Here is a 20,833-nt window from a genome sequence, read left to right as displayed (position 1 = left end):
GCGCCCGAGTCGCTCGCTGCGCCGCGGCGCCCGGAGCCGGGTGGTCAGTCTTCGGCGGCGTCGCCGGACCGCTCCCCCTGCCGGGCCAGGTGGTTGCCCGCTTCGGCGTACAGGCTGGTCAGCAACCACGCGCCGACCCCGATGTCGTCGGTGAAGCCCAGCAGCGGCAACAGGTCAGGTACGAAATCGACCGGCCACACGATGTAGATCAACGCCAGCAGCCACAGCACCGTCTGATATCGCGGGACCGCCGCACCGGACCCGCGCCACGGCGCGGCGACCATCGCCGGGACCGCCCGCGCGCGGCTGATCGGGCCACCGCTTTCGGGCGCCGACGTCGCCGCCTTCTTCGCCGCCCGCAGCGGGGCCAGCCTGCGGCGCACGGCCGCGACGACTCCGGCGATCAGCACGCCGATGCCCGCCGCGATCAGACCGCTCGGCAGCAACCACTGCGAGCCGGTCCAGTCCCCGGACACGGCGGTGATCACTCCGGCCACCACGAGCAGCACACCGACGACGAGCACGAACGCCTCCTCCGCTGAGCACGACCAGCCTGCCACGGTCCGGTTTCGGCAACGCAACCCCCGGCCATCCGTGACACAGTCGCCGAGGACGGCGCGCGAGGGGGCATTGAGTTGGTCGAACAGGCCGAACCGACAGCACACCGGCCCTCACTTGCCCGCGCCAGCGGCACGATGGCCGTGGCCACCATCGTCAGCCGCATCACCGGCCTGGGGGCCAAGGTGCTGCTGGTCGGCGTGCTCGGGCTCGGCATGGTCAACGACTCCTACACCGTCGCCAACACGCTGCCCACGGTCATCAACGAGCTGCTGCTCGGCGGAGTGCTCACCAGTGTCGCGGTGCCGCTGCTGGTTCGGGCGCAACAGGAGAGCCATCGCAACGGCGAGTCCTACGCGCAGTGGCTCATCACCACAGGCGGGGTGCTCATGGCCGGGGCCATGCTGGTGTCGGTCGCCGCCGCCCCGCTGCTGACCAACCTCTACCTGGGCTCCAACAGCAGGGCAAACACCGAGCTGACCACCGCGTTCGCCTACCTGCTGCTGCCCGCGATCCTGTTCTACGGCCTCTCGGCGCTGCTCTCGGCGGTGCTCAACGCGCGGCACGTGTTCGGTCCGCCCGCGTGGGCTCCGGTGGTGAACAACCTCGTGGTCATCGCCACCACAGGTGTGTTCGCGCTGCTGCCCGGGACGATCTCGCTCGACCCGGTCCGGATGGGCCAGCCGAAGCTGCTGGTGCTCGGCATCGGCACCGCCCTCGGCATCGTGGCGCAAAGCCTCGTGGTCGCGGTGGCGTTGCGCCGCGTGGGTTTTCGGTTCCGCTGGCGGTGGGGCTGGGACCGCAACCTCGGCGAGTTCGCCGCACTCGCGGGCTGGGTCGTGCTCTACACCGGGATCAGCCAGACCGGCATGATCGTCACCACCCGGGTCAGCGCGCAAGGCACCGAAGGCAGCGTCGCCACCTTCACCTACGCCTGGCTGCTGTCCCAAGTGCCCTACGGCGTGCTCGGGGTCTCCCTGCTGACCGCGCTGATGCCGCGGATCAGCCGCGCCGCCACCGAGCACGACTCAGCGAACTTCGTCGCGGACCTGTCGCTCGGCACCCGGATGAGCGCGGTGCTGCTGCTGCCGATCAGCGCGCTGATGCTGGTCGCGGGCGGTTCGCTGGGTGTCGCCTTCTTCTCGCTGGGCAACAACGGGGTCGCCGCCGCCGACCGGCTCGGCGCCACCATCGGGGTCTGCGCGGCGGGAATCGTGCCGTTCGCGATCACCATGCTGCAGCTTCGCGCGTTCTACGCGATGAAGGACGCGCGCACGCCGACGGTGATCAACGTCGTGATGGTCGGGGTACGGGCCACGTTGTGCTACCTGTTCCTGGCCACCGCCGACCCGCGCGACCTGGTGGTCGGTGTCGCGCTGGCGATGTCGCTGAGCTTCGTGGTCGGCGCGCTGCTCGGGCAGGTGTGGTTGCGCGCCCGCGTCGGCGGGATGCGCAGCGGGCGCATCGGAGTGAGCCTGCTGCGCGCCGTCGTGGTCACCGCGCTCGCCTGCGGTGTCGCGCTCGCCGCGGACGCGGTGCTCAGCGGTGTGTTCGCCGCGGTCGGCGTGGTGGCCGGGGCGTGGCTGCGACTGGCCATCGACGGACTGCTGATCCTGCTGATCAGCTTCGGCGGTCTGCTGCTGGCCCGCGCTCCCGAGCTCGACCCGGTGCGCGCGGTGCTGCGGCGGCGGTTCGCCCGGCGCTGAGCGCCGGGTTGGTCACTTCGCCGCGCGGCTCCGGCTGGTGCGCAGCTGCTCCAGCTCCGGCGGCTCGGCGACCCGCGGCAGCTCGGCACCGATCGCCCACTCCAGCAGCAAGTCCGCCAGCCGCGGGTTGCGCGCCAAGATCGGCCCGTGCAGGTAGGTGCACACGACGTGCCCGCGCACCGCGCCTTCGGCCCGGTCGTGCCCGTTGCCGGTGCCGCGGGACACCCGGCCGAGCGGCCGGCCCGCCGCGCCGAGCCGGGTCCGGCCGAGGTGGTTCTCGAAGCCCGTCAGCATCCCCACTCCGGGCAGTGCGGCATCCGCGACGACCTCGCCGATCGCCCGCTCAGCACCCGGCTCGGTGACCGCGTCGACCAACCCCAGTCCCTCGTGGCGCACCCCGTCCCCGGTGGTGAAAGCGGTGCCCAGCAGTTGCAGGCCGCCGCAGATGCCCAGCACCGCAGCGCCGCGCGCAGCCGCCCGCTGCAACCCCGGTGAACGGGCCAACACGCGCATCGCCGCGGTCTGGGCGACGTCCTCTCCCCCGCCGAGCAGGTACACGTCGCAGGACTCCGGCACCGCGGCCGAGGACGACAGCACGGTGACCGACTCGCACGCGATGTCGCGCCAGCGCAGCCGCTGCTCCAAGACCAGCATGTTCCCGCGGTCCCCGTAGGTGCCCAGCAGGTCCGGCAGCACCAGCGCGATCCGCACGGCGCTCATCGCGGCACGCTCCGGACCAGCAGGTCCCGGAACGCCGTGTAGTTGGCGATCACGTCGGGTTCCTCCCCCGCGTTCGGCAGTGCGTCGCGGACCGTGGGCACGACCTCGCAGCCCACGTCCGCGTAGCGCAGCCGCACCGCCAGGTCCAGACCGCGCTCACCGGTGACGGTGACCGCGCGGCCGCGCAACGACTCGAAGTCCACGTCCCACAGCCAGGACACGTCGTGGCCGTCGGGCTCCCTGCTGTTCACCGCCAGCACCAGGTGCCGGTCGTGCGCAGCGACGAGGTCCAGCATTTCCAGCCAGCTCGCCGGGTTCTTCGCCAGCAGCAACCGCACGGCCCACCCGTCCAGCCGAACCGCGGAGTAGCGGCCGCTGGCGTGGCGCATCGCGGAGATCCGGCGCAGCACCGCGTCCGCGTCGCAGCCGAGTTCGGTGGCCGCGGCCACCGCGAACGCGGCGTTGATGCGGTTGACCTGGCCCGGCAACTGAACGGCGAGCCGGCGGTCCAGCCCGTCCGGGCCGGTGAGCCCGGCACCGGTGACGGTCCAATCAGCCGGTGGGCGCGCCAGCCCGCACCCGCAGCGCCACTCCCCCTCGACGTCGTCCAGGAAGGAACCGCAGCGCGGGCAGTTGAGCGCGTCCCTGGTCCAGCGCGCACCACCGGAAACCCAGGTCACCGCGGGGTGATCGGCGGCGACGGACACGACGTTCGGATCGTCGCGGTTGGCCACGACGCGGGTCTGCGGCGCGCGCGCCAGCGCCCGGCGCAAGCTCTGCTGCACGGTGCGGACCTCGCCGACCCGGTCGAGCTGGTCGCGGCTGAGGTTCAGCAGCACCACCACGGCCGGGGTGAACTCCGTGACGACCCGGTCCAGGTGCAGCTCGTCGACCTCCAACGCCGCGAACGGCGCGGACAGGTCGGTCATCAGCGCCGCGACGTGCCCGTCGAGCATGTTCGCGCCGGTGACGTTGCTGGTGGCCGCGCCGCGGCTGCGCAGCGCCTCGGCGACCAGCTCGGTCGTGGTGGTCTTTCCGTTGGTGCCGGTGATCAGCACGATCCGGCGGCCGGTGGCGAGGGTGCCCAGCAGGCCCGGCTGCAGGCTCTGCGCCAACCTGCCGCCGATCATCCCGCCGCTGCCGAGCCGCAACCGGCGGGACATCCCGGCCACCGCGCGGCCGGCACCGACCGCGAACGAGGTGCGCAGCGGACGTCGGGCGGGTTCGACCGGCGGAGCCACGACGCGCCACGGCGCGGTCACCGGGTTCCCGCGCGCCACCGCGGTCGTCTCGTCGGGCCGGGAATCGGCTTCCTGCTCGGCGCCCGGCCGCGGCTGCGCCGCGTCGTCGATCTCAGTACCGTCCCGGCCGTCCGGGCGCGCGGCCCGGTCGCCGTCTTTCCTGATGCCGGTCATTCGCCACTCCCCCTGGACGAATCACGGTGTGCCGCCTGTCCGCCCGGCGGGCGCTACTGCCGCGGGAACAGCGCGCTGATCTGCGGTCCGCTGCGCATCGGCCGCGCCCGCCGCCGCTTCGCCAGTGTGGCCCGGGCACGGCGATACAGCGCGACGAACCCGAGCAGGCCACCGGCCGCCAAGGTCGTCACACCGACCCACCCCTGAGTGGTCGCCGCCTCCGCCAGCACGGCGTGCTGCACGAGGAACATGGCTGCGCACCACCTCCTTCCTGCTGCCTGCGAAGACGCCAGGGAGATCCGGCCATGGTCGGGGCCGCAGCGGCGCACGGGAGAACGGACATGCCGACGCATCACCCGGCAGGGCGGCGTCGCCGAGCGGCACCGGAGATCACGAAGCAATCGCGCCGCCCGGCGATCAGCGCTCGCGGCACTAGGCTTCGAGGAGTCCGTTCCGGTACCGAGCCGGCGCCGACACCGGACCGTGCGCAACGCGGGAGCCCTGCCATGACCGAATCCGTCGTCCTGTTGCTGCTGGGCGTGCTCGCCATCGGCGGTGTCGCTTGGACGTTGTGGGACATCGGCACGGAACTGCGCCGTCGGAAGCTGAAGTAGCCACTCGCCTTCGCGATCTTCGCCCGCACGTGATCGCTAAGGTTGATTTCGATCGACGCTGAAGTGATCGTGACAACGATAATGCAGAGGTGCGAGCGGGCCGCCCCGACGATCGAGGCGGGAGTTCAGCCCGTGCGCAGCTCCTCCGGGCGCAGGACCCGGGAGATCGTGGACGCCGTCAACGCGGTGACCACCAGCACCAGCACCACGGCCACGCCGATCACCAGCCCCATCCCGGGCAGGTCGATCGCGAGGTCACCGCCCATCGCCCCCGAGGTGATCCAGCCGAGCACCAGGCCGGACGGGACCGCCAATCCGATCGCCAGTGCCAGCGGCACCGCGTTCTGCAGGAACGCCGACCACATCAAGGTGCTGCGCGGTGCACCGACCGCCCCCAGCACAGCCATCGGCCGGGCACCGTCCTGGATCTGCTCGACCGCGCTGACCAGCAGACTGCTGCCGACCAGCAGGACGGTGAGCAGCCCGCCCAGCAAGCTCGCGTAGCGGACGAGGTTCTGGGCCAGCTCTTCGCCGGAAACGCTGCCGTAGGTGTGATAAGCGGTGCTCTCGTCGAACCAGGCCGCGGCGATGGTGCGCACCTGCTCGATCACCTGCGGTGGCGCGTCGGCGGCGACATCTACGTCGATGTTCGCACTGCGCGAGTGCTGCGGTACCTCGGCCGCGGCCGCCGGAGTGGCCAGCAGCGCCGAGCCCGAGGCCAAATTGCGATCCGCGCCGTCCGGCAGCTCGCGCATCGGTCCGAGCGTCCACCTGCCCTCCGGTGCACCCACCGCCGAGTCGCTGACGTCCCAGCTGGTGCCCGGGGCAAGCGCGGCGTCGCGCTCGCCCCGGACGACGAACAGGTCACCGTCACGGCAGTCCCGTACCGGGCTGAGCCGCTCGATCCGCGCGCAATCGGCCACGCTCACCGACACGTTGTCGCCGCCGCGCAGCAGGAAGGACTGCCCGCCGCCCGCGGATTCGACACCGGGCAACGAGGTGATCTCGCCGATCGCCGCCGCCATCGCGGACGGTCCCGATTCCCGCTGCTGCCCGCTGACGCTGAGATCCCGGCGATCGCCGTCGCGCGTCGCAAACCCGCTCACCCCGGGAGCCAGCATTGTCTGCAGCGCGACGACCCCGGTGACCACGACCGCGACCGTGCTGACCGAACGCGCCGCGGCGCCGCCGTTGGCCTGGAGCCTGCGCAGCGCCAGTTGCCACGCGACCGGCCCGCCGGTGGCCTTGCCGCCGGTGATCTCCACCAGCCACGGCAACAGCAGCGGGACCGTCAACAAGGACAGCGCCATGGAACAGCCCAGCAGCACCGTGTAATACACCGAGTCCACCGAGGTGCTGCTGAGCGCACCGGACGCGACGATCCCGGCCACGCCGACGACCGGTGGGACCAAGCGCCACCACAGTCGCCTGCGCTTCGACGGACGGCCGCGCACCACTCCGAGCGGGTCCATGACCGTGCTCCGCAGCGACAGCAGCACGATGCCCACCGTCACCACCGGCACCCCGAGCGTGACCAGCAGCGCGCTCCACCACACCGGTTGCAGGTCGGACGGGAAGTACGTCCCGGTGATCGGCGTGTACCGCACGAGCATGTCGCGGGCGAGCAGGTAGGTCGTCCAGCCGAACAGCACACCCATGACCGCGCCGACCAGGTTCTCGCCGGCCGCGATGCGGCGGACCTGCCGCTTTCCCGCCCCGATCAACCGCAGCGCGGCGAGCCTGCGCTGCCGGGCGACCTCGGCCAGCCGTGCGGTGCTCAGCACGAACACCACGACCGGCAGCAGCAGCACGCAAACGCCAAGCGATATCAGTACCCAGGTGGCATGGGACGCGTCACTGCGGTCCGGCTGCTCGCCGAAGTGGTCGGTGATCGCCTTGACCGAGCCGTTCGGGCTGATCCGGTCGGTCCCGGAGTAGTAGAGCAGCTCCTGCTCGCCGCCCAGTCCCTCCGGGCCGATCACGCCGACCACGTGTCCCGGCATCCGCGCTCGCAGCGAGGCACCTTCGGGGCTTTCCAGGATGTGCCGCAGTGCCGGGGACACGACCAGCTCGCCGGGCGCCGGGATCCGGTCCACGCCGGGTGGCGCCGGAGCGTCCGGGCGCAGCGGTTGCAGCTTCGTGCCGGTGACCGATTCGTCGTAGAAGTTCTCCTGGACGGTCTCCCCCAGCATCGAGACCGACCCCGGCGAACGGTCCCCCAACGCGGGCATCTGCCTGCCCGAGACGCGTTCTTGCAAGGTGGACACCGCATTGGGCACCGTGATGCCTCCCAGCAACACCGCGGTCCCGAGCGCGATCCCCACCGCCATCAGCACCAGCCGGCCCCACGGCGCGTCGCGGTCGCCGAGGACCAGGCGGACCCCCAGCACGAAATCGGCTGCCCGGTTGCGCAGCCCGCTCATCAGCACGTCCCCTCGACGTCGCCGCTTCCGCTGCTTCCGGGCGGCTCGTTGTCACCTGCCGTTGTCCGGCCGCCGGTCACCTTAGCGATCTGCGGTGCGCCGCGGGGCGCGGGCGGGCGGCTCATCCGTCGACGGCGGTGCTGCCGTCGTGGATGGTGACCTCGCGGTCGGCGTAGGCGGCCACCGCCGACTGGTGGGTGACCAGCAGCACCGCGCTGCCCGATTCGCGTGCCGCGGCGGTGAGCAGGCTCATCACGTGCTTGCCGCCGGCGGAGTCCAGCGCGCCGGTCGGCTCGTCGGCGAAGATCACCGCGGGGTCGGCGACCAGCGCGCGGGCCAGCGCCGCCCGCTGGCTCTGGCCGCCGGAGATCTCCCCGGGCCGCTTCTGCCGCTCGCCCGCGACCTCCAGCCGGTCGATCCACTCCAGCGCGCGGGCGTGCGCGCGGCGCCGGGAGACGCCGTTGAGCCGCAGCGGCAGCGCCACGTTCTCCAGCACGCTCAGCTCCGGGACCAGCTGGCCGAACTGGAACACGAACCCGAACTCGGTGCGCCGCAGCGCGCTGCGCTCGTCGTCGGACATCGCGGTGAGCTCGTTGCCGCGGTAGCGCACCTGCCCGGACTCCGGCAGCACGACCCCGGCCAGGCAGTGCAGCAACGTGGACTTCCCGGAGCCGGAAGCGCCGACAACGGCGACCAGCTCGCCGGAATCGACGGTCAGCTCCGCGCCGCGCAACGCCGGGGTCGGGCCGAACGAGCAGACCAGCTCGGTTCCGCTGAGCAACGCTTCGGTGCCGGATCGCGGCGCGGTCATGCGGGCAAACCTCCACTTCGAGCACGTCGCCGGGCGACCGTGCGGCGTGCTCCCGCCGGTCTTGCCCGGGCTCGGCCGTGCGCGGGTCGCCCCTGCGGCCGATCGGCACGCGGGAACCATACCCAGCGCGATCATGGAAAGTTCGACGGGGACCGCGGTCGCGCCCGGATCACCGCGCGGCGGGCGGTTGCGGACGACGTCCGGTCGCGAGCCGCTGCGCACCGGAAACCACCTCGTGCAAGGACGAGGTGTCGATGTCGGCGAGCACCGTGTCGGCGCGAGCTCGCCAGCGCGCGGCCGATGCCGCCGGCCGCTCCCGTCACGGCCGGCGTGGTGCCGTTCACGGGCATGTACCGCCTCCGCCGCGAAGAAACCTCCGCACATTTGGCACGGGCGGCCCGCGCGATCAGCCGGACTTCTGCGCGTCTTGTTCCTTCTCGGCGAGCCGCTGCCGTTGCGGGACGACGGTGTAGCGGGGGTCGCGCGCCGAGACGCGGCCGGCCTCGAAGATGCCGTAGCGGGTGGCCGCACCGGCCGCGCTCAGGCACAGCCCGGCGACGGCGCCGATCGCCCGGTGCCGCCCGGCGAAGACCGACGCCGCGGCTCCGGTCCAGGTCAGCGCTCGTGCGGCGCGAAGCACCCGGCCGGGGCGGCCGGTGCGGTAGACCTCGCCGACCATGCCCGCGGTGTGCTCCATGCGGCGTTCGGCGGCCAGTTCCAGTGCCGAACCCGCGATCGCCATCCGCCGCGCCGGGGCGGTCTGCCCGGTCGGAGTCGTCAGCATCGCCACCGCGCCCGCGCTGGAGACCGCGCTGCCCGCGAACACGAACGGCAGCTCGCGGTACACCTCGTGCCAGCCCGGAACGGCGGTGTCGGCCAGCAGCACGGCGGTGTAGGTCGTCATCGCCGGGGCGAGGACCCCGGCCGCGCCCGCGCTGAGCCTGCCCAGCAGCGGGTACCAGCCGGTGAGCGCGCTCGCCGCGGACGCACCGGTCAGACCCGAGAACGGGGCGAGGATCCAGGAACCCACGCTCAGCGGCGAGGTCGGCTTGAACACCCGCAGCATGTTCAGGAACCGCATCGGGCGCCCGAGGTCGTGGATCAGCGCGACCACGCTGGCGGTGGACCCGGCCGCGGCGGCGATCCGGCCGTTGCGGGCCAGCTCCGGGCGATCGGTCAGCTCCGCCAGCACCGCCATCGTGGCCGAGGCACCCGCCATGCCGCCGAGGTACAGGTAGGCGGGGACGTCCGGGACCTTCCAGGTCGGTTCCTTGATCACCGGTTGGCCGTAGTAGGAGCGGAACTCCTCCGGCGCCTGCCCGTTCGGTACCTGCCCGCCGTTCGGCGCCCGATCGTTCGACACTGCGTCGGCGCTCACCGCGACCTCCTGCCCGCGAAGCAGGCCGCGATCACCGCTGCGGCGGTGCCCGCCGCAGCCGCAGCGTGCTTCCACATGGACGGCAGGTCGCGGGTGGTCACCACCGGGTCCGGCGGCAGGCCGTAGACCTCGGGCTCGTCCAGCAGCAGGAAGAACGCGCCGTCGCCGCCGACCCCGTCGTCGGGTTCGTGGCCGTAGAGCCGGGCCTCCGGCACGCCCTGGGCGTGCAGTTCGTCGACCCGCATGGCGGCCCGCTCGCGCAGTTCGTCGAGCGGGCCGTACTGGATGGACTCGGTCGGGCAAGCCGTGGCGCAGGCGGGCGCGAGCCCGGAACCGAGCCGGTCCTGGCACAGCGTGCACTTGAACGCCCGCCCGTCCCCGGGCCGGATGTCGATCACCCCGTACGGGCAGGCGGGCACGCAGTAGCCGCAGCCGTTGCACACGTCGTCCTGCACCAGCACCGTGCCGTGCTCGGTGCGGATCAGCGCGCCGGTCGGGCACACGTCGAGGCAGGCGGCGTGGGTGCAGTGCTTGCACACGTCCGAGGACATCAGCCAGCGCACGGTGCCGTCGCTGGTCGGCGTGCTCTGCCCGCCGGGCGGTGCCATGCCGGGCATTCCGAGGTCGACCTCGGCGGCGCTGCGTTCCACGTGCTGCTCGATGAACGCCACGTGCCGCCAGGTGCTCGCGCCGAGGTCGCCGGTGTTGTCGTAGGACATGCCGGTCAGTTCCAGGCCGTCCTCGGGCAGCAGGTTCCATTCCTTGCAGGCGACCTCGCACGCCTTGCAGCCGATGCACACGCTGGTGTCGGTGAAGAACCCGACCCGCTCGGGGTGCTCGGCGTAGCCCGCTTCGCCCGCCGGGTCGGCCAGCGGGCCGCTGAGCCGGTTGGCCGGTTCGTCGGCCACGGGTGTCACTCCCCTCGTCCTTGCTCGTCGCCCCTGCTTTCCTGGTCCGGGCTGCTTTCTTGATCCGGGCCGCTTTCCTCGTCCCCGCTGCGCCGCGGATCGTCGGCGTGCTCGGTGCCGGTGAGCTCGGTGATGCCCGCCCGCCGCCGGTACTCGGCCACGTAGACGGCCAGCGAACGGCCGCGCGGGCGCCTGCCGGGATTGATGTCGCAGGTCCCGGCCTTGGTCTCCATGATGTGCACGTTCGGGTCCAGCGCGACGCCGATCAGCTCGTTGGCGGCGTCGCCGGTGCTGAGCCCGTTCGGCCCCCAATGCCACGGGAGGCCGATCTGGTGGATCGTGCGGTCGCCGAACCGCAGCGGCCGCATCCGGCCGGTCACCAGCACCCGGGCCTCGATGGCGCTGCGGGCGGTGACGATGGTGGCCCAGCCGAGGTGCGCCAGCTTCCGCTCGGCGGCCAGTTCCGGCGAGACCTCCACGAACATCGCCGGTGCGAGTTCGGACAGGTGGTGCAGCCAGCGGCTCATGCCGCCCGCAGTGTGGTGCTCGGTGAGCCGGAACGTGGTGAACACGTACGGATAGACCTCGGCACCGCTCTCGTAGCCGCTGGGCTGGTAGCGGTTCTCCGGGCGCGCGAAGACCTGCCGCGCCGGATTGCGCTGCTGATGGTCGTGCAGCGCGTTGGCCAGCGGCGATTCCTGCGGCTCGTAGTGCGCGGGCAGCGGCCCGTCCACCAGCCCGGACGGGACGTAGAGCCAGCCGCGGCCGTCGCTTTGCATGATGAACGGGTCGGTGCCCGCGATGCCCGCGGGCCCGGTCGCGTCCGGGTCCGGTTCGTAGTCGGGGCGCTTCGCCTTGTCGAAATCCGGGATGTCGTGGCCGGTCCACTCGGCCGCGTCCGCGTCCCACCACACGTAAGCCTTGCGCTCGCTCCACGGGCGGCCCTGCGGGTCGGCCGATGCGCGGTTGTAGAGGGTGCGCCGGTTCATCGGCCAGGCCCAGCCCCATTCCGGCGCTACCCAGGTCTGTTCGCTGCCGGGTTTGCGGCGGGCGGCCTGGTTGACCTCCTCGGCGTAGACACCGCAGTAGATCCAGCAGCCGCACGAGGTGGAACCGTCGGAGCGGAGCTTCGAGTAGCCGGGCAGCGCCGCGCCGTGCTCGTCGCTGCCGTTGATCTCGCGAAGCACGGCGTCCGCGCTGGGCTCAGCGATCTCGCCCTCGGTCGGGTAGTCCCAGGTCAGCTCGAGCAGGGCGCGGTCGTTCTCGCGCTGCTGCGCCGTGCGTTCGGTTTGCCGCGCGGCGAGCTTCTCCCGCAGCTTGCGGCCCAGGTGGTAGTAGAACCACAGGTCGCTGCGCTGGTCCTCGCGCGGTTCGACGGCCTTGTGGTGCCACTGCAGCAGCCGCTGGGTGTTGGTGAAGGTGCCGTCCTTCTCGGTGTGCGCGGCGGCGGGCAGGAAGAAGACCTCGGTGCCGATGTCCTCGGTGGCCAGCTCGCCGCTTTCGATCTCGGGGCCGTCCTTCCAGAAGGTGGCCGTTTCGATCATGTTGAGGTCGCGGACCACGAGCCAGTCCAGGTTCGCCAGCCCCATCCGCTGCTGGCGGGCGTTGGCGGTGCCCACCGCGGGGTTCTCGCCGACCACGAAGTAGCCCTTCACCAGCCCGTCGATCTGGTCGGCGACGGTCTGGAAGCTGCCGTGATCGCCGGTGAGCCGCGGCAGTCGCCCGAAGCCGTAGTCGTTGTCGGCGGTGGCGTGCTCGCCCCACCACGACTTGAGCAGGCTGACGATGTAGGAGCGCATGTTGCCCCAGTAGCCGCGGGCGTACTCGTCCTGGGCGACGAACGAGTCCAAGTCGGCGTCGGTGTGCGCGTGCGGCATCGGAATGTAGCCGGGCAGCAGGTTGAACAGCGTCGGGATGTCGGTCGAGCCCTGGATGCTGGCGTGCCCGCGCAACGCCAGGATGCCCGCGCCCGGCCTGCCCACGTTGCCCAGCAGCAACTGCAAGATCGATGCCGCGCGGATGTACTGCACGCCGACGGTGTGGTGGGTCCAGCCCACGGCGTAGGCGATCGTGCTGGTGCGTTCCCGGCCGGAGTTGGCGACCAGCGCCTCGGCCACCCGCCGGAAGTCCTCCTGCGGCACACCGCAGACCTGCTCGACCATCTCGGGGGTGTAGCGGGCGTAGTGCCGTTTGAGGATCTGGAACACGCAGCGCGGGTGCTGCAACGTCGGGTCGGTCTCGGCCTTGCCGTGGTAGACGGGACCGCCGGAACCGCTGCGTTCGGGTTTGCTCGCCGCGCGCTCGCGGCCGTGCCTGGTCGAGTTCCCGTCGACGTCGGAGTTGTCCTCCGGGCCGCCCACGTGGTCGCTGGTGGCACCTTCCGGGCCGTGCCCGCCGACCGACGGCACCGCTTCGGTGCCCTCGTACTGCCACGTGCTCGTGTCGTAGCTGCCCTCTTCGGGATCGAATCCGGAGAAGATGCCCGCCAGATCCTCGGTGTCGGCGAACTCCTCGCCCACGATCATCGCGGCGTTCGTGTAGTTGACCACGTAGTCGTGGAAGTACGCGTCGTTGGCCAGCACGTGGTGGATCAGCCCGCCCAGGAATCCGATGTCCGAACCCGCGCGCAGCGCCACGTGCTGGTCGGCCATCGCCGAGGTGCGGGTGAACCGCGGGTCCGCGTGGATCACCGTGGCGCCGCGGCGCTTGGCCTCCATCACCCACTGGAATCCGACCGGATGCGCCTCGGCCATGTTCGAGCCCTGGATGAGGATGCAGTCGGCGTTCGCCAGATCCTGCTGGAAGGTCGTGGCCCCTCCGCGCCCGAAGGAGGTCCCCAGACCGGGAACCGTGGAGGAGTGTCAAATGCGGGCCTGGTTCTCCACCTGGATCGCGCCCATGGCGGTGTAGAGCTTCTTCATGAGGTAGTTCTCCTCGTTGTCGAGGGTCGCTCCTCCGAGGCTCGCGATGCCCATGGTGCGGTGCAGCAGCCTGCCCTGATCGTCGGACTGCTGCCAGGTGGCGTCGCGCGTGTCCAGCACGCGCTCGGTGATCATGTCGAGTGCGGTCTCGAGGTCGAGGTCCTCCCACTCGGTGCCGTGCGGGCGGCGGTAGCGGACCTTGCGCTGACGTCCGCCGGAGGTCACCAGCTCCCGGCTGGCCGAGCCCTTCGGGCACAACCGCCCGCGGCTGATCGGTGAGTCCGGGTCGCCTTCGATCTGGGTGACCTCGCCGTCGCGGACGAAGACCTGCTGCCCGCAGCCGACCGCGCAGTACGGGCAGATCGAGCGCACCACCTCGTCGGCCTGCTCGGTGCGGGCCTGGATGGCGTCGGTGCCCCGCGAGCGCGCGGCCGCGCCGCGGCCCAGCGGATCGCGGCCGGTGAGCTGCCGCAGGACGGGCCAGCTGAGCCATTGGGGCATCGCGGACCTCCTCGTGCGGCGGGCTTCGGCTCCCACCCGGTACCCGCGATGCGATCACTTGAAACGGGGCGGGGCAAATCTTTCGCCCCGCCCCGGATCCGCGAACTCGCGATCAGGTGTTCTGCGCCTGCGCCTCCTGCTGCTCGGGCTGCGCCTGCGGCTCGGCCGAGGCGGTCGTGCGCGGCAGCCACACCCAGGCGACCACCGCGGCCAGCAGGATCAGCCCGGCACCGGCGAGGTTCGCCACGTGCATGCCACTCATCCACGAGGTCAGCACCTGCTGGGCGAACCCGGCGCCCTGCGGGCCGAGCTGGGCGGCGGCCATCAGCCCGCCGGGCAGCGACTCCTTGGCCATCCCGGCCAGCTGCTCCGGCAGCTGCTGCACCGCCGGGTCCAGGTAGCCCGCGTAGGCGCTGCCCAGCACGCTGCCGAGCACCGCGACGCCGAGCGAAGCACCGACCTCGCGGGTGACGTCGTTGGTGGCCGAGCCCATCCCGGCCCGCTCGCGCGGCACGTTGGCCATCAGCTGGTCGGTGGCCGGTGCCATCGCCAGCGACATGCCGCCCGAGGTCAGCGCCAGCGGGAGCAGGAAGTGCAGGTAGCCGGAGTCGGCGGTCAGCGTGCTCAGACCGGCCATGCCCGCCGCGGCCAGCACCAGCCCGGACGCGATGGTCGCGCGCGGCCCGAACCGCCCGACGATGCCCGCGACCTGCGGGGCGATCAGCACCATCATCACCGACATCGGCAGCATCGCCACCGACGAGCCCAGCGGCGAGTAGCCGAAGACCAGGATCAGCGTCTGGCTCAGCGAGAAGAACACGCCGATCATCGCGAAGAACACCAGCGTGAGCGCGACCGCCGAGGCCGCGAACCCGCGGTTGCGGAACAGGCCCACGTCCAGCATCGGGTCCTTCGCGCGCCGCTCCCAGAGCACGAACAGCGCCACCACGACCAGCCCGATCGCCACCAGGATCCAGGTGCGCGCCGCGGTCCAGCCGACGTGCTGGGCGTCGATCAGGGCGTAGACGACCAGGGTGATGCCGACGGTGGACAGCACCGCGCCGAGGATGTCGATGCCGCCGTGGCCGCCTTCGCTGGTGTCGGCAGCGGAAGCCTGCTGCGGCACGTACCGGATGCTCGCCAGCACGCCGACGATCACGACCGGGATGTTGATCGCGAACACCGCGTGCCAGGAGAAGTACTCCAGCAGCAGTCCGGCCAGCACGGGCCCGAGCGAAGTGCCCGCGCCGGAGACCGCGGCCCAGATGCCGACCGCCCTGGTCCGCTCGGCGCTGGGGAACACGCTGGTCAGGATGGACAGCGTCACCGGCATGATCATCGCGCCGCCGAGGCCGAGCAGCCCGCGCGCGGCGATCAGCTCCGCGTTCGAGTCCACCAGCACCCACACGTAGGCCGAGACCACCCCGAACAGCACCAGCCCGGCCTGCAGCATCGCCTTGCGCCCGTAGCGGTCGGCGATCGTCGAGGTGGTGAACAGCAAGCCCGCGAACACCAGCGCGTAGGCGTTGCTGAACCACTGCTGGTCCGACAGCGAGGAACCGAGTTCCTGCGACAGGAACGGCAGCGCGACGCCGAGCGAGGTGTTGGCCAGCATCGTCGCCGACAGCGCCAGGCACAGCACCACCAGCGTCGCCCAGCGGCGGCGGTAGACCGGTAGCGCGATGCCCTCGGCCGCGGCGCGGCGTTCACCTTCCGTGCGGGGCTGGCCTCCAGCGCGTGGCAGGCCGCCCCCCGCAGCCTTCTCGGTGTCCGACACCGCGTCTCCTCACTTCCCCGTCGTGCGCATCCACCCACCAGGTTATGTCAGCACTGCCAATTGTCACTCGTGACACCTGCCACCGTTGACGTTCCGGTGCGCTGCGACGAACCTGGAGCGCATGACCGCCGCTACCGTGCGTGGGGACTCCGGATCCCGGGGAACCGGGACCGCTTCCGGCGGCCGTCCGGGTGAGCCGGCGGACCGCAGGCGGCGGCGCACCGCGCGGACCCGGGCGAGCATCGAGCAAGCCGCGTTGAAGCTGTTCACCGAGCAGGGCTTCGACGCCACCACGGTCGAGCAGATCGCCGAGGCCGCCGACGTCGCGCCGCGCACGTTCTTCCGCCACTTCCCCAGCAAGGACGCCGTGCTGTTCGGCGACACCACGCACGAGACCGAACGGATGCGGCAGGTGCTGCATTCCCGGCCGATCGGCGAGCACCCGATGCGGTCGCTGACCGCGGTGCTACTGGACACCGCCGAGCGGGTGGAGCTGGATCGCCAGCAGCACCTGCTGCGCGCGCGGCTGCTGGAGTCGCTGGAAGCGACCGGGGACTACGAGTTCCACATGCTGCACCGGCGGTGGGTGCACGACGTCGTCGACGAGCTGATCCAGCACTGCGATGCGGCGGACGGCGCCGATCCGCGGCTCTACACCTGGGCGATCGTGCTGATGAGCTGCTTCGGCTCGGCGATGCGGACGTGGCTGGCGCGCACCGACGGCACGCCGCTGCGCGAGGTGTTCACCGCGCTGCTCGACGAAACCGCGGCCGGGCTGGGCGGGGCGGCCGAACTCGCGGGCGGATGATGCGCGGGAGGCGCAAGAACGCGGGCGGCTGAGCCCGGCGGCCGCCGGGACGCTTCCCGCCGGATGGTCGCCGACCGGGACTGGTCTGCCGGGAATGCCGCCGAGTTGCCCGGGCCGGGCCATCGGCGGCTGAAACGGCGGGAGAACGCCAACCGCCGGCTCGACCCGCCGCTCAGCGCACGGTGATGAGGTGTTCCTCCCGCGGGGCGAGCTCACCGATGACCGGTGCGCCCGGGACCTCTCCGGCCACCAGCAAGCCCCCGGAGGTCTGCGCGTCGGCCAGCAGCAGCGCCTCGTCCTCGGAGATCGCCGAGAGGTCGGCGTGCGGCCGCACCCAGTCCAGGTTGCGCTTCGTGCCGCCGCTGACGAAGCCGTCCCGCAACGCCTCCCTAGCTCCGTCCAGATAGGACACCGCTGCCGGATCGAGGTGCGCGGACACCCCGCTGGCGCGGGCAAGTTTGAGCAGGTGACCGAGCAGGCCGAAACCGGTCACGTCGGTGGCGCACCCGATCCCGGCCCGCACCGCAGCGTCGGCGGCGCCCGCGTTGAGCTCGGTCATCGCCGCCACCGCCTGCGGGAAGACCTCGCCGGTGGCCTTGTGCCGGGTGTTGAGCACCCCGATGCCCAGCGGCTTGGTCAGCGACAGCGGCAGGCCGGCACGCCCGGAGTCGTTGCGCAGCAAGGTATCCGGCGAACCGACGCCGGTGACGGCCATGCCGTACTTCGGTTCCGGGTCGTCCACGCTGTGCCCGCCCGCGACCGGGCAGGCCGCCTGCCTGCCGACGTCCATTCCGCCGCGCAGCACCTCACCGGCCAGTTCCACCGGCAGCAGCTCGCGCGGCCAGCACAGCAGATTCACCGCCACGACCGGCCGTCCGCCCATCGCGTACACATCGGACAGTGCGTTGGCCGCGGCGATCCGGCCCCAGTCGTAGGCGTCGTCCACGACCGGGGTGAAGAAGTCCGCGGTGCTGATCACCGCGCTGCCGCCGTCCAGGCGCACCGCGGCCGCGTCGTCGCCGTCGTCGAGCCCGACGATCAGCTCGCCGTCGGTGCTGCCGCGCAGACCCGCGACCATGGATTCCAGTTCGCCCGGCGGGATTTTGCACGCGCAGCCCCCTCCGTGCGCGTACTGGGTCAGGCGGTGGGCGGAATTCGTCCGAAGCTCGGTCACCCCTGCGAGCGTAGGTCACCGAGCAATGACCGGCCGCCCGCGCGGCGCGGCATCCCCGGTGCGTAATGTTGTTCCGCGCCGTGCGGCGAGGGAGGCGTATGGGTGCCTGGTGGCCCCCGCGGTCTTCAAAACCGACGTGGCCGAGCACCTCGGCCAGGCGGGTTCGATTCCCGTCCGCCTCCGCCGGTCGGTCGAGGCGCACGCCTCCCGATTCATCGGTGACGTGCGAAGTTCCCGAGCACGAGTTCGGTGAACTCGTTGGTCGTCGCGTTCCCACCGAGGTCCGGGGTGCGCGCGTCGTTCGTGGCCAGCGCGCTGGTGAAGGCGTCCGACACTTCCGCAGCCGCTTCCGGATGGCCGAGGTGGTCGAGCATCATCGCGGCCGACCAGATGGCGCCGAGCGGGTTCGCGATGCCCCGCCCGGCGATGTCCGGGGCGGAACCGTGCACCGGTTCGAACATGGACGGGAAGTTGCGGTCGGGGTCGAGGTTCGCGGCGGGAGCGATGCCGATGCTGCCCGACACCGCGGCGGCGAGGTCGCTGAGGATGTCCCCGAACAGGTTCGATCCGACGATGACGTCGAACCGGGCCGGGTCGAGAACGACCTTGGCGACAAGGGCGTCGATGTGCTCCTGGCGCCACGTCACGCCCGGGTGCCGGGCGCCGACTTCCTCGGCGATCTCGTCCCAGAACGGCATCGTGTGGACGATGCCGTTCGACTTCGTCGCCGAGACCAGGTGTCCGCGCCGCTGCTGAGCGGCGTCGAAGGCGTACTGCAGGATGCGCTCGGTGCCCGCTCTGGTGAAGACCGCTTCCTGCACGGCCATCTCCTCGGGGAAGCCCCGGTTCAGCCGGCCTCCGATCTCGGAGTACTCGCCCTCGACGTTCTCCCGCACGACGACGAAGTCGACGTCGCTCGTCGCCTTGGCGACGGGGCTCGGCACGCCATCGAGGACCTTGATCGGCCGCAAGTTCACGTACTGCCGGAACCGGCGCCGGATGGGGATGAGAAGTCCCCACAGCGACACGTGGTCCGGCACCCCCGTCCAGCCGACGGCGCCGAGAAGGATCGCGTCGTGGTCGCGGATGCGGTCCAACCCGTCGGGCGGCATCATCGCGCCCTCGTCCAGGTACCGGCGGCAGGACCAGTCGAAGACGTCGTAGCCGAAGGCGAGGCCGTGCCGGCGGCCGACCGCGTCGAGAACGGCGCAGGCGGGCGGCAGCACCTCGGTGCCGATGCCGTCGCCGGGGATGAGTGCGATGCGGTAGCTGGTCGTCATGCCGTTAATGGAACGAGGCGACGACCGTTAGCGTCCAAGACGAGTTTGCAGGCCGGTCGATAGGCGTTGCTTATCAGGGAGCGGCGGACGTCCCGCTCGCCGGCCCGTCCGTTCCACCGGCCACCGCTACGAATGCCGCAGGCGCCGGGCCGAGCCGGTGGCGCTGCCACACGAGCGCAACGTCGAGCCGGTCTTCCACCGCCAGGCGGCGCACCTGCAGACCGACGGCATCGGCCAGCGGGCGCCACGAGTCGGCGACGACCGCGACTCCGACTCCGCTCAGCACCAGCGGCAGCAGCCCCTCGCGGTGCTCGATCTCCACGGCGATGCGGCAGTCGGTGGCGGCCACGATCGCGTCGGCGACCCGCCGCATGCCGGTGCCCGGCTGACCTGCGATCAGCGGCAGCCCCCGCAGATCGCTCATGCGCAGATCATCAAGACCGGGAGGGAGCAGGGCGTCGTCGCGGGCGACCAGCACGAAGGACTGGACCTCCAGCGGCAGCCGGTCGAGGTCGGCCAGCGCTTCCGCCGTCCCGCCCGTAGCGACGACGCCGATCTCGGCATCCCCGCGGCGCAGGGCCTCCCGCACGTCATCCGGGCGGGCCGCGGCGCGGACACCGACCTGCACACCGGGATACCGGTCCACGAACGCCGCCAGGAGCCCGGTCAGCGGGCTGACCACCTGCGACGGCATGGACGCGATGCTCAATCTGCCGCCTCGCAGCCCGTCGACGGCGACGACGGTCTCCCGTGCCACGTCGAGGGATCGCAGGACCTCCCGAGCCGGCCCGACCAGCGCCGTCCCCGAGGAGCTCAGCACGAGCCCGCGTCCTCGCCGGAGGAAAGCTCCGTGCCCAGCTCGGCTTCGAGCCTGCGGATGGTCTGGGTCACCGACGGTTGAGCCACGAACAGGCACTCGGCCGCCCGATGAACGCTGCCGTGGTCCACCACCGCCAGAAAGTGGCGCAGCTGCCGGACATCCACGAAGACCCCGCTTTCCGCGACGATCGGCGCACGGTGCCCCTTTCCGAATAGCGCAGACCGCGTGCACCGACGCGAAGAAGATAGCTGAAGCCTATCGATCAGCCTGCAAACGCATCTTGGACACAGCAGGGGTGATCGACGTCACGATGAGTCGGTACGAGCACCGGGTGGCCGCCCCGGGCTACCGCCTCTCATCTGGAGCCCCCGTGAGCGACCAAGTCCTGCTGCTAGCCAACACCGCGGTCGCCATCGCGGGCATCGTCCTGGCGATCGTCCGGCTGAAGTTCCCCCCGGTCTTCGCGCTGCTGTTCGGCACCCTCTACCTCGGACTCACCACCAAGGTCGGCGCCGCGGGCACCGTTGAGGCCGTGTCCGGCGGGTTCGCGGACGTGATGGGCGACATCGGCATCCTCGTTGCGCTGGGCGTCATCCTCGGTTCGCTGCTGACCGTCACCGACACGATGCAGCGCCTGGTCGAAGCCACGCTGACGCTGTTCGGCGAACGCAGCGTCCCGTACGTGTTCGCCGCAGCGCTGAGCTCGCTGTTCACGTCGATCTACTCCGATGTGCTGCTGGTCCTCTCGGCGCCACTGGCCCGGCGCCTCGGACCCCGGCTGGGACCTCGCGGACGCGCAGTCATGGGCGGCGCGCTCACCGCCGGCATCGAGGTCGGCCTGGTCTTCGTGGCTCCCGGAGTGGCCGCCGTCGCCATCGCGGGCATCCTCCGAGTTCCGCTAGGTGTAGTGCCTCGGGAGGTTGTGAATTTGGAACATGCGGTTGGATGATCTTGGAATAGGAAGGACCCCCAGGTTCGGTGTGGATCACCACATCACGCACCGAACGATGGAGGTCCTT

Annotated in this window: 17 protein-coding genes and 1 tRNA gene; 4 read left to right on the top strand and 14 right to left on the bottom strand. The window is 71.6% G+C overall.

Annotated elements, in window-relative coordinates; translation table 11 throughout:
* Window positions 1-44: 44 nt before the first annotated feature.
* Window positions 45-524, bottom strand: coding sequence for a YkvA family protein (locus INP57_RS23070; protein WP_200072421.1), 480 nt, complete (start codon window positions 522-524; stop codon window positions 45-47).
* Window positions 525-635: 111 nt separating this feature from the next.
* Here INP57_RS23070 and murJ point away from each other — a divergent pair, with 111 nt between their 5' ends.
* A complete protein-coding gene (gene murJ, locus INP57_RS23065; RefSeq protein ID WP_200072420.1) occupies window positions 636-2,264 on the top strand; it encodes a murein biosynthesis integral membrane protein MurJ in 1,629 nt (542 codons plus the stop codon).
* A 12-nt stretch (window positions 2,265-2,276) separates the two neighbouring features.
* On the opposite strand, the gene INP57_RS23060 is transcribed toward murJ, so the two are convergent.
* The 9 genes from INP57_RS23060 to INP57_RS23015 all read right to left on the bottom strand — a co-directional run bounded on the left by INP57_RS23060 (window position 2,277) and on the right by INP57_RS23015 (window position 15,732).
* Window positions 2,277-2,984: a type 1 glutamine amidotransferase gene (locus INP57_RS23060; protein ID WP_200072419.1), complete on the bottom strand. Its 708-nt coding sequence runs from the start codon at window positions 2,982-2,984 to the stop codon at window positions 2,277-2,279.
* Window positions 2,981-4,399, bottom strand: coding sequence for a MurT ligase domain-containing protein (locus tag INP57_RS23055; RefSeq protein ID WP_200072418.1), 1,419 nt, complete (start codon window positions 4,397-4,399; stop codon window positions 2,981-2,983). The genes INP57_RS23060 and INP57_RS23055 overlap by 4 nt, the downstream gene beginning before the upstream one ends.
* A 53-nt stretch (window positions 4,400-4,452) precedes the next feature.
* Complete coding sequence (locus tag INP57_RS23050) at window positions 4,453-4,650, bottom strand: hypothetical protein (protein ID WP_200072417.1); 198 nt, start codon at window positions 4,648-4,650, stop codon at window positions 4,453-4,455.
* A 488-nt stretch (window positions 4,651-5,138) separates the two neighbouring features.
* Window positions 5,139-7,436: an FtsX-like permease family protein gene (locus INP57_RS23045; protein ID WP_200072416.1), complete on the bottom strand. Its 2,298-nt coding sequence runs from the start codon at window positions 7,434-7,436 to the stop codon at window positions 5,139-5,141.
* Between the two features lie 121 nt (window positions 7,437-7,557).
* Window positions 7,558-8,247 carry an ABC transporter ATP-binding protein gene (locus INP57_RS23040; RefSeq protein WP_200072415.1) on the bottom strand — a complete coding sequence of 230 codons (690 nt, stop codon included), beginning with the start codon at window positions 8,245-8,247 and terminating at the stop codon, window positions 7,558-7,560.
* Between the two features lie 406 nt (window positions 8,248-8,653).
* Window positions 8,654-9,625, bottom strand: a complete 972-nt coding sequence (nrfD, locus tag INP57_RS23035) for an NrfD/PsrC family molybdoenzyme membrane anchor subunit (RefSeq protein ID WP_307850230.1) — start codon at window positions 9,623-9,625, stop codon at window positions 8,654-8,656.
* Window positions 9,622-10,533 carry a 4Fe-4S dicluster domain-containing protein gene (locus INP57_RS23030; protein WP_200072414.1) on the bottom strand — a complete coding sequence of 304 codons (912 nt, stop codon included), beginning with the start codon at window positions 10,531-10,533 and terminating at the stop codon, window positions 9,622-9,624. Before INP57_RS23030 ends, nrfD begins: the two co-directional genes overlap by 4 nt.
* A 5-nt stretch (window positions 10,534-10,538) precedes the next feature.
* Entirely contained in the window at window positions 10,539-13,955 is a 3,417-nt protein-coding gene (gene fdh, locus INP57_RS23025; protein WP_233628137.1) for a formate dehydrogenase, read from the bottom strand.
* A 112-nt stretch (window positions 13,956-14,067) separates the two neighbouring features.
* The gene (locus INP57_RS23015) at window positions 14,068-15,732 is read right to left on the bottom strand and encodes an MFS transporter (protein WP_307850229.1); all 1,665 of its coding nucleotides are present in this window, start codon (window positions 15,730-15,732) and stop codon (window positions 14,068-14,070) included.
* A 121-nt stretch (window positions 15,733-15,853) separates the two neighbouring features.
* Here INP57_RS23015 and INP57_RS23010 point away from each other — a divergent pair, with 121 nt between their 5' ends.
* The gene (locus INP57_RS23010) at window positions 15,854-16,540 is read left to right on the top strand and encodes a TetR family transcriptional regulator (RefSeq protein WP_200072411.1); all 687 of its coding nucleotides are present in this window, start codon (window positions 15,854-15,856) and stop codon (window positions 16,538-16,540) included.
* A gap of 172 nt (window positions 16,541-16,712) precedes the next feature.
* On the opposite strand, the gene selD is transcribed toward INP57_RS23010, so the two are convergent.
* On the bottom strand, window positions 16,713-17,714 hold the full coding sequence (selD, locus tag INP57_RS23005) for a selenide, water dikinase SelD (RefSeq protein ID WP_200072410.1): 1,002 nt from the start codon (window positions 17,712-17,714) through the stop codon (window positions 16,713-16,715).
* 90 nt (window positions 17,715-17,804) lie between these two features.
* Here selD and INP57_RS23000 point away from each other — a divergent pair.
* Window positions 17,805-17,897 (top strand) — tRNA-Sec (locus INP57_RS23000).
* A 29-nt stretch (window positions 17,898-17,926) separates the two neighbouring features.
* Here INP57_RS23000 and INP57_RS22995 read toward each other — a convergent pair.
* The 3 genes from INP57_RS22995 to INP57_RS29790 form a co-directional block, all read right to left on the bottom strand.
* A complete protein-coding gene (locus INP57_RS22995; protein ID WP_200072409.1) occupies window positions 17,927-18,994 on the bottom strand; it encodes a tartrate dehydrogenase in 1,068 nt (355 codons plus the stop codon).
* 73 nt (window positions 18,995-19,067) lie between these two features.
* The gene (locus INP57_RS22990) at window positions 19,068-19,751 is read right to left on the bottom strand and encodes a LysR substrate-binding domain-containing protein (protein WP_307850228.1); all 684 of its coding nucleotides are present in this window, start codon (window positions 19,749-19,751) and stop codon (window positions 19,068-19,070) included.
* 56 nt (window positions 19,752-19,807) lie between these two features.
* On the bottom strand, window positions 19,808-19,978 hold the full coding sequence (locus tag INP57_RS29790; protein ID WP_307850227.1) for a LysR family transcriptional regulator: 171 nt from the start codon (window positions 19,976-19,978) through the stop codon (window positions 19,808-19,810).
* A 206-nt stretch (window positions 19,979-20,184) separates the two neighbouring features.
* Here INP57_RS29790 and INP57_RS22985 point away from each other — a divergent pair, with 206 nt between their 5' ends.
* Window positions 20,185-20,763: a GntT/GntP/DsdX family permease gene (locus tag INP57_RS22985; RefSeq protein ID WP_200072408.1), complete on the top strand. Its 579-nt coding sequence runs from the start codon at window positions 20,185-20,187 to the stop codon at window positions 20,761-20,763.
* Window positions 20,764-20,833 lie beyond the last annotated feature (70 nt).

This window comes from Saccharopolyspora galaxeae, from assembly GCF_016526145.1.
Classification (GTDB): domain Bacteria; phylum Actinomycetota; class Actinomycetes; order Mycobacteriales; family Pseudonocardiaceae; genus Saccharopolyspora_C; species Saccharopolyspora_C galaxeae.
Note: the sequence above shows the minus strand (reverse complement) of the source record. Positions and strands in the feature narration are given on the sequence as shown.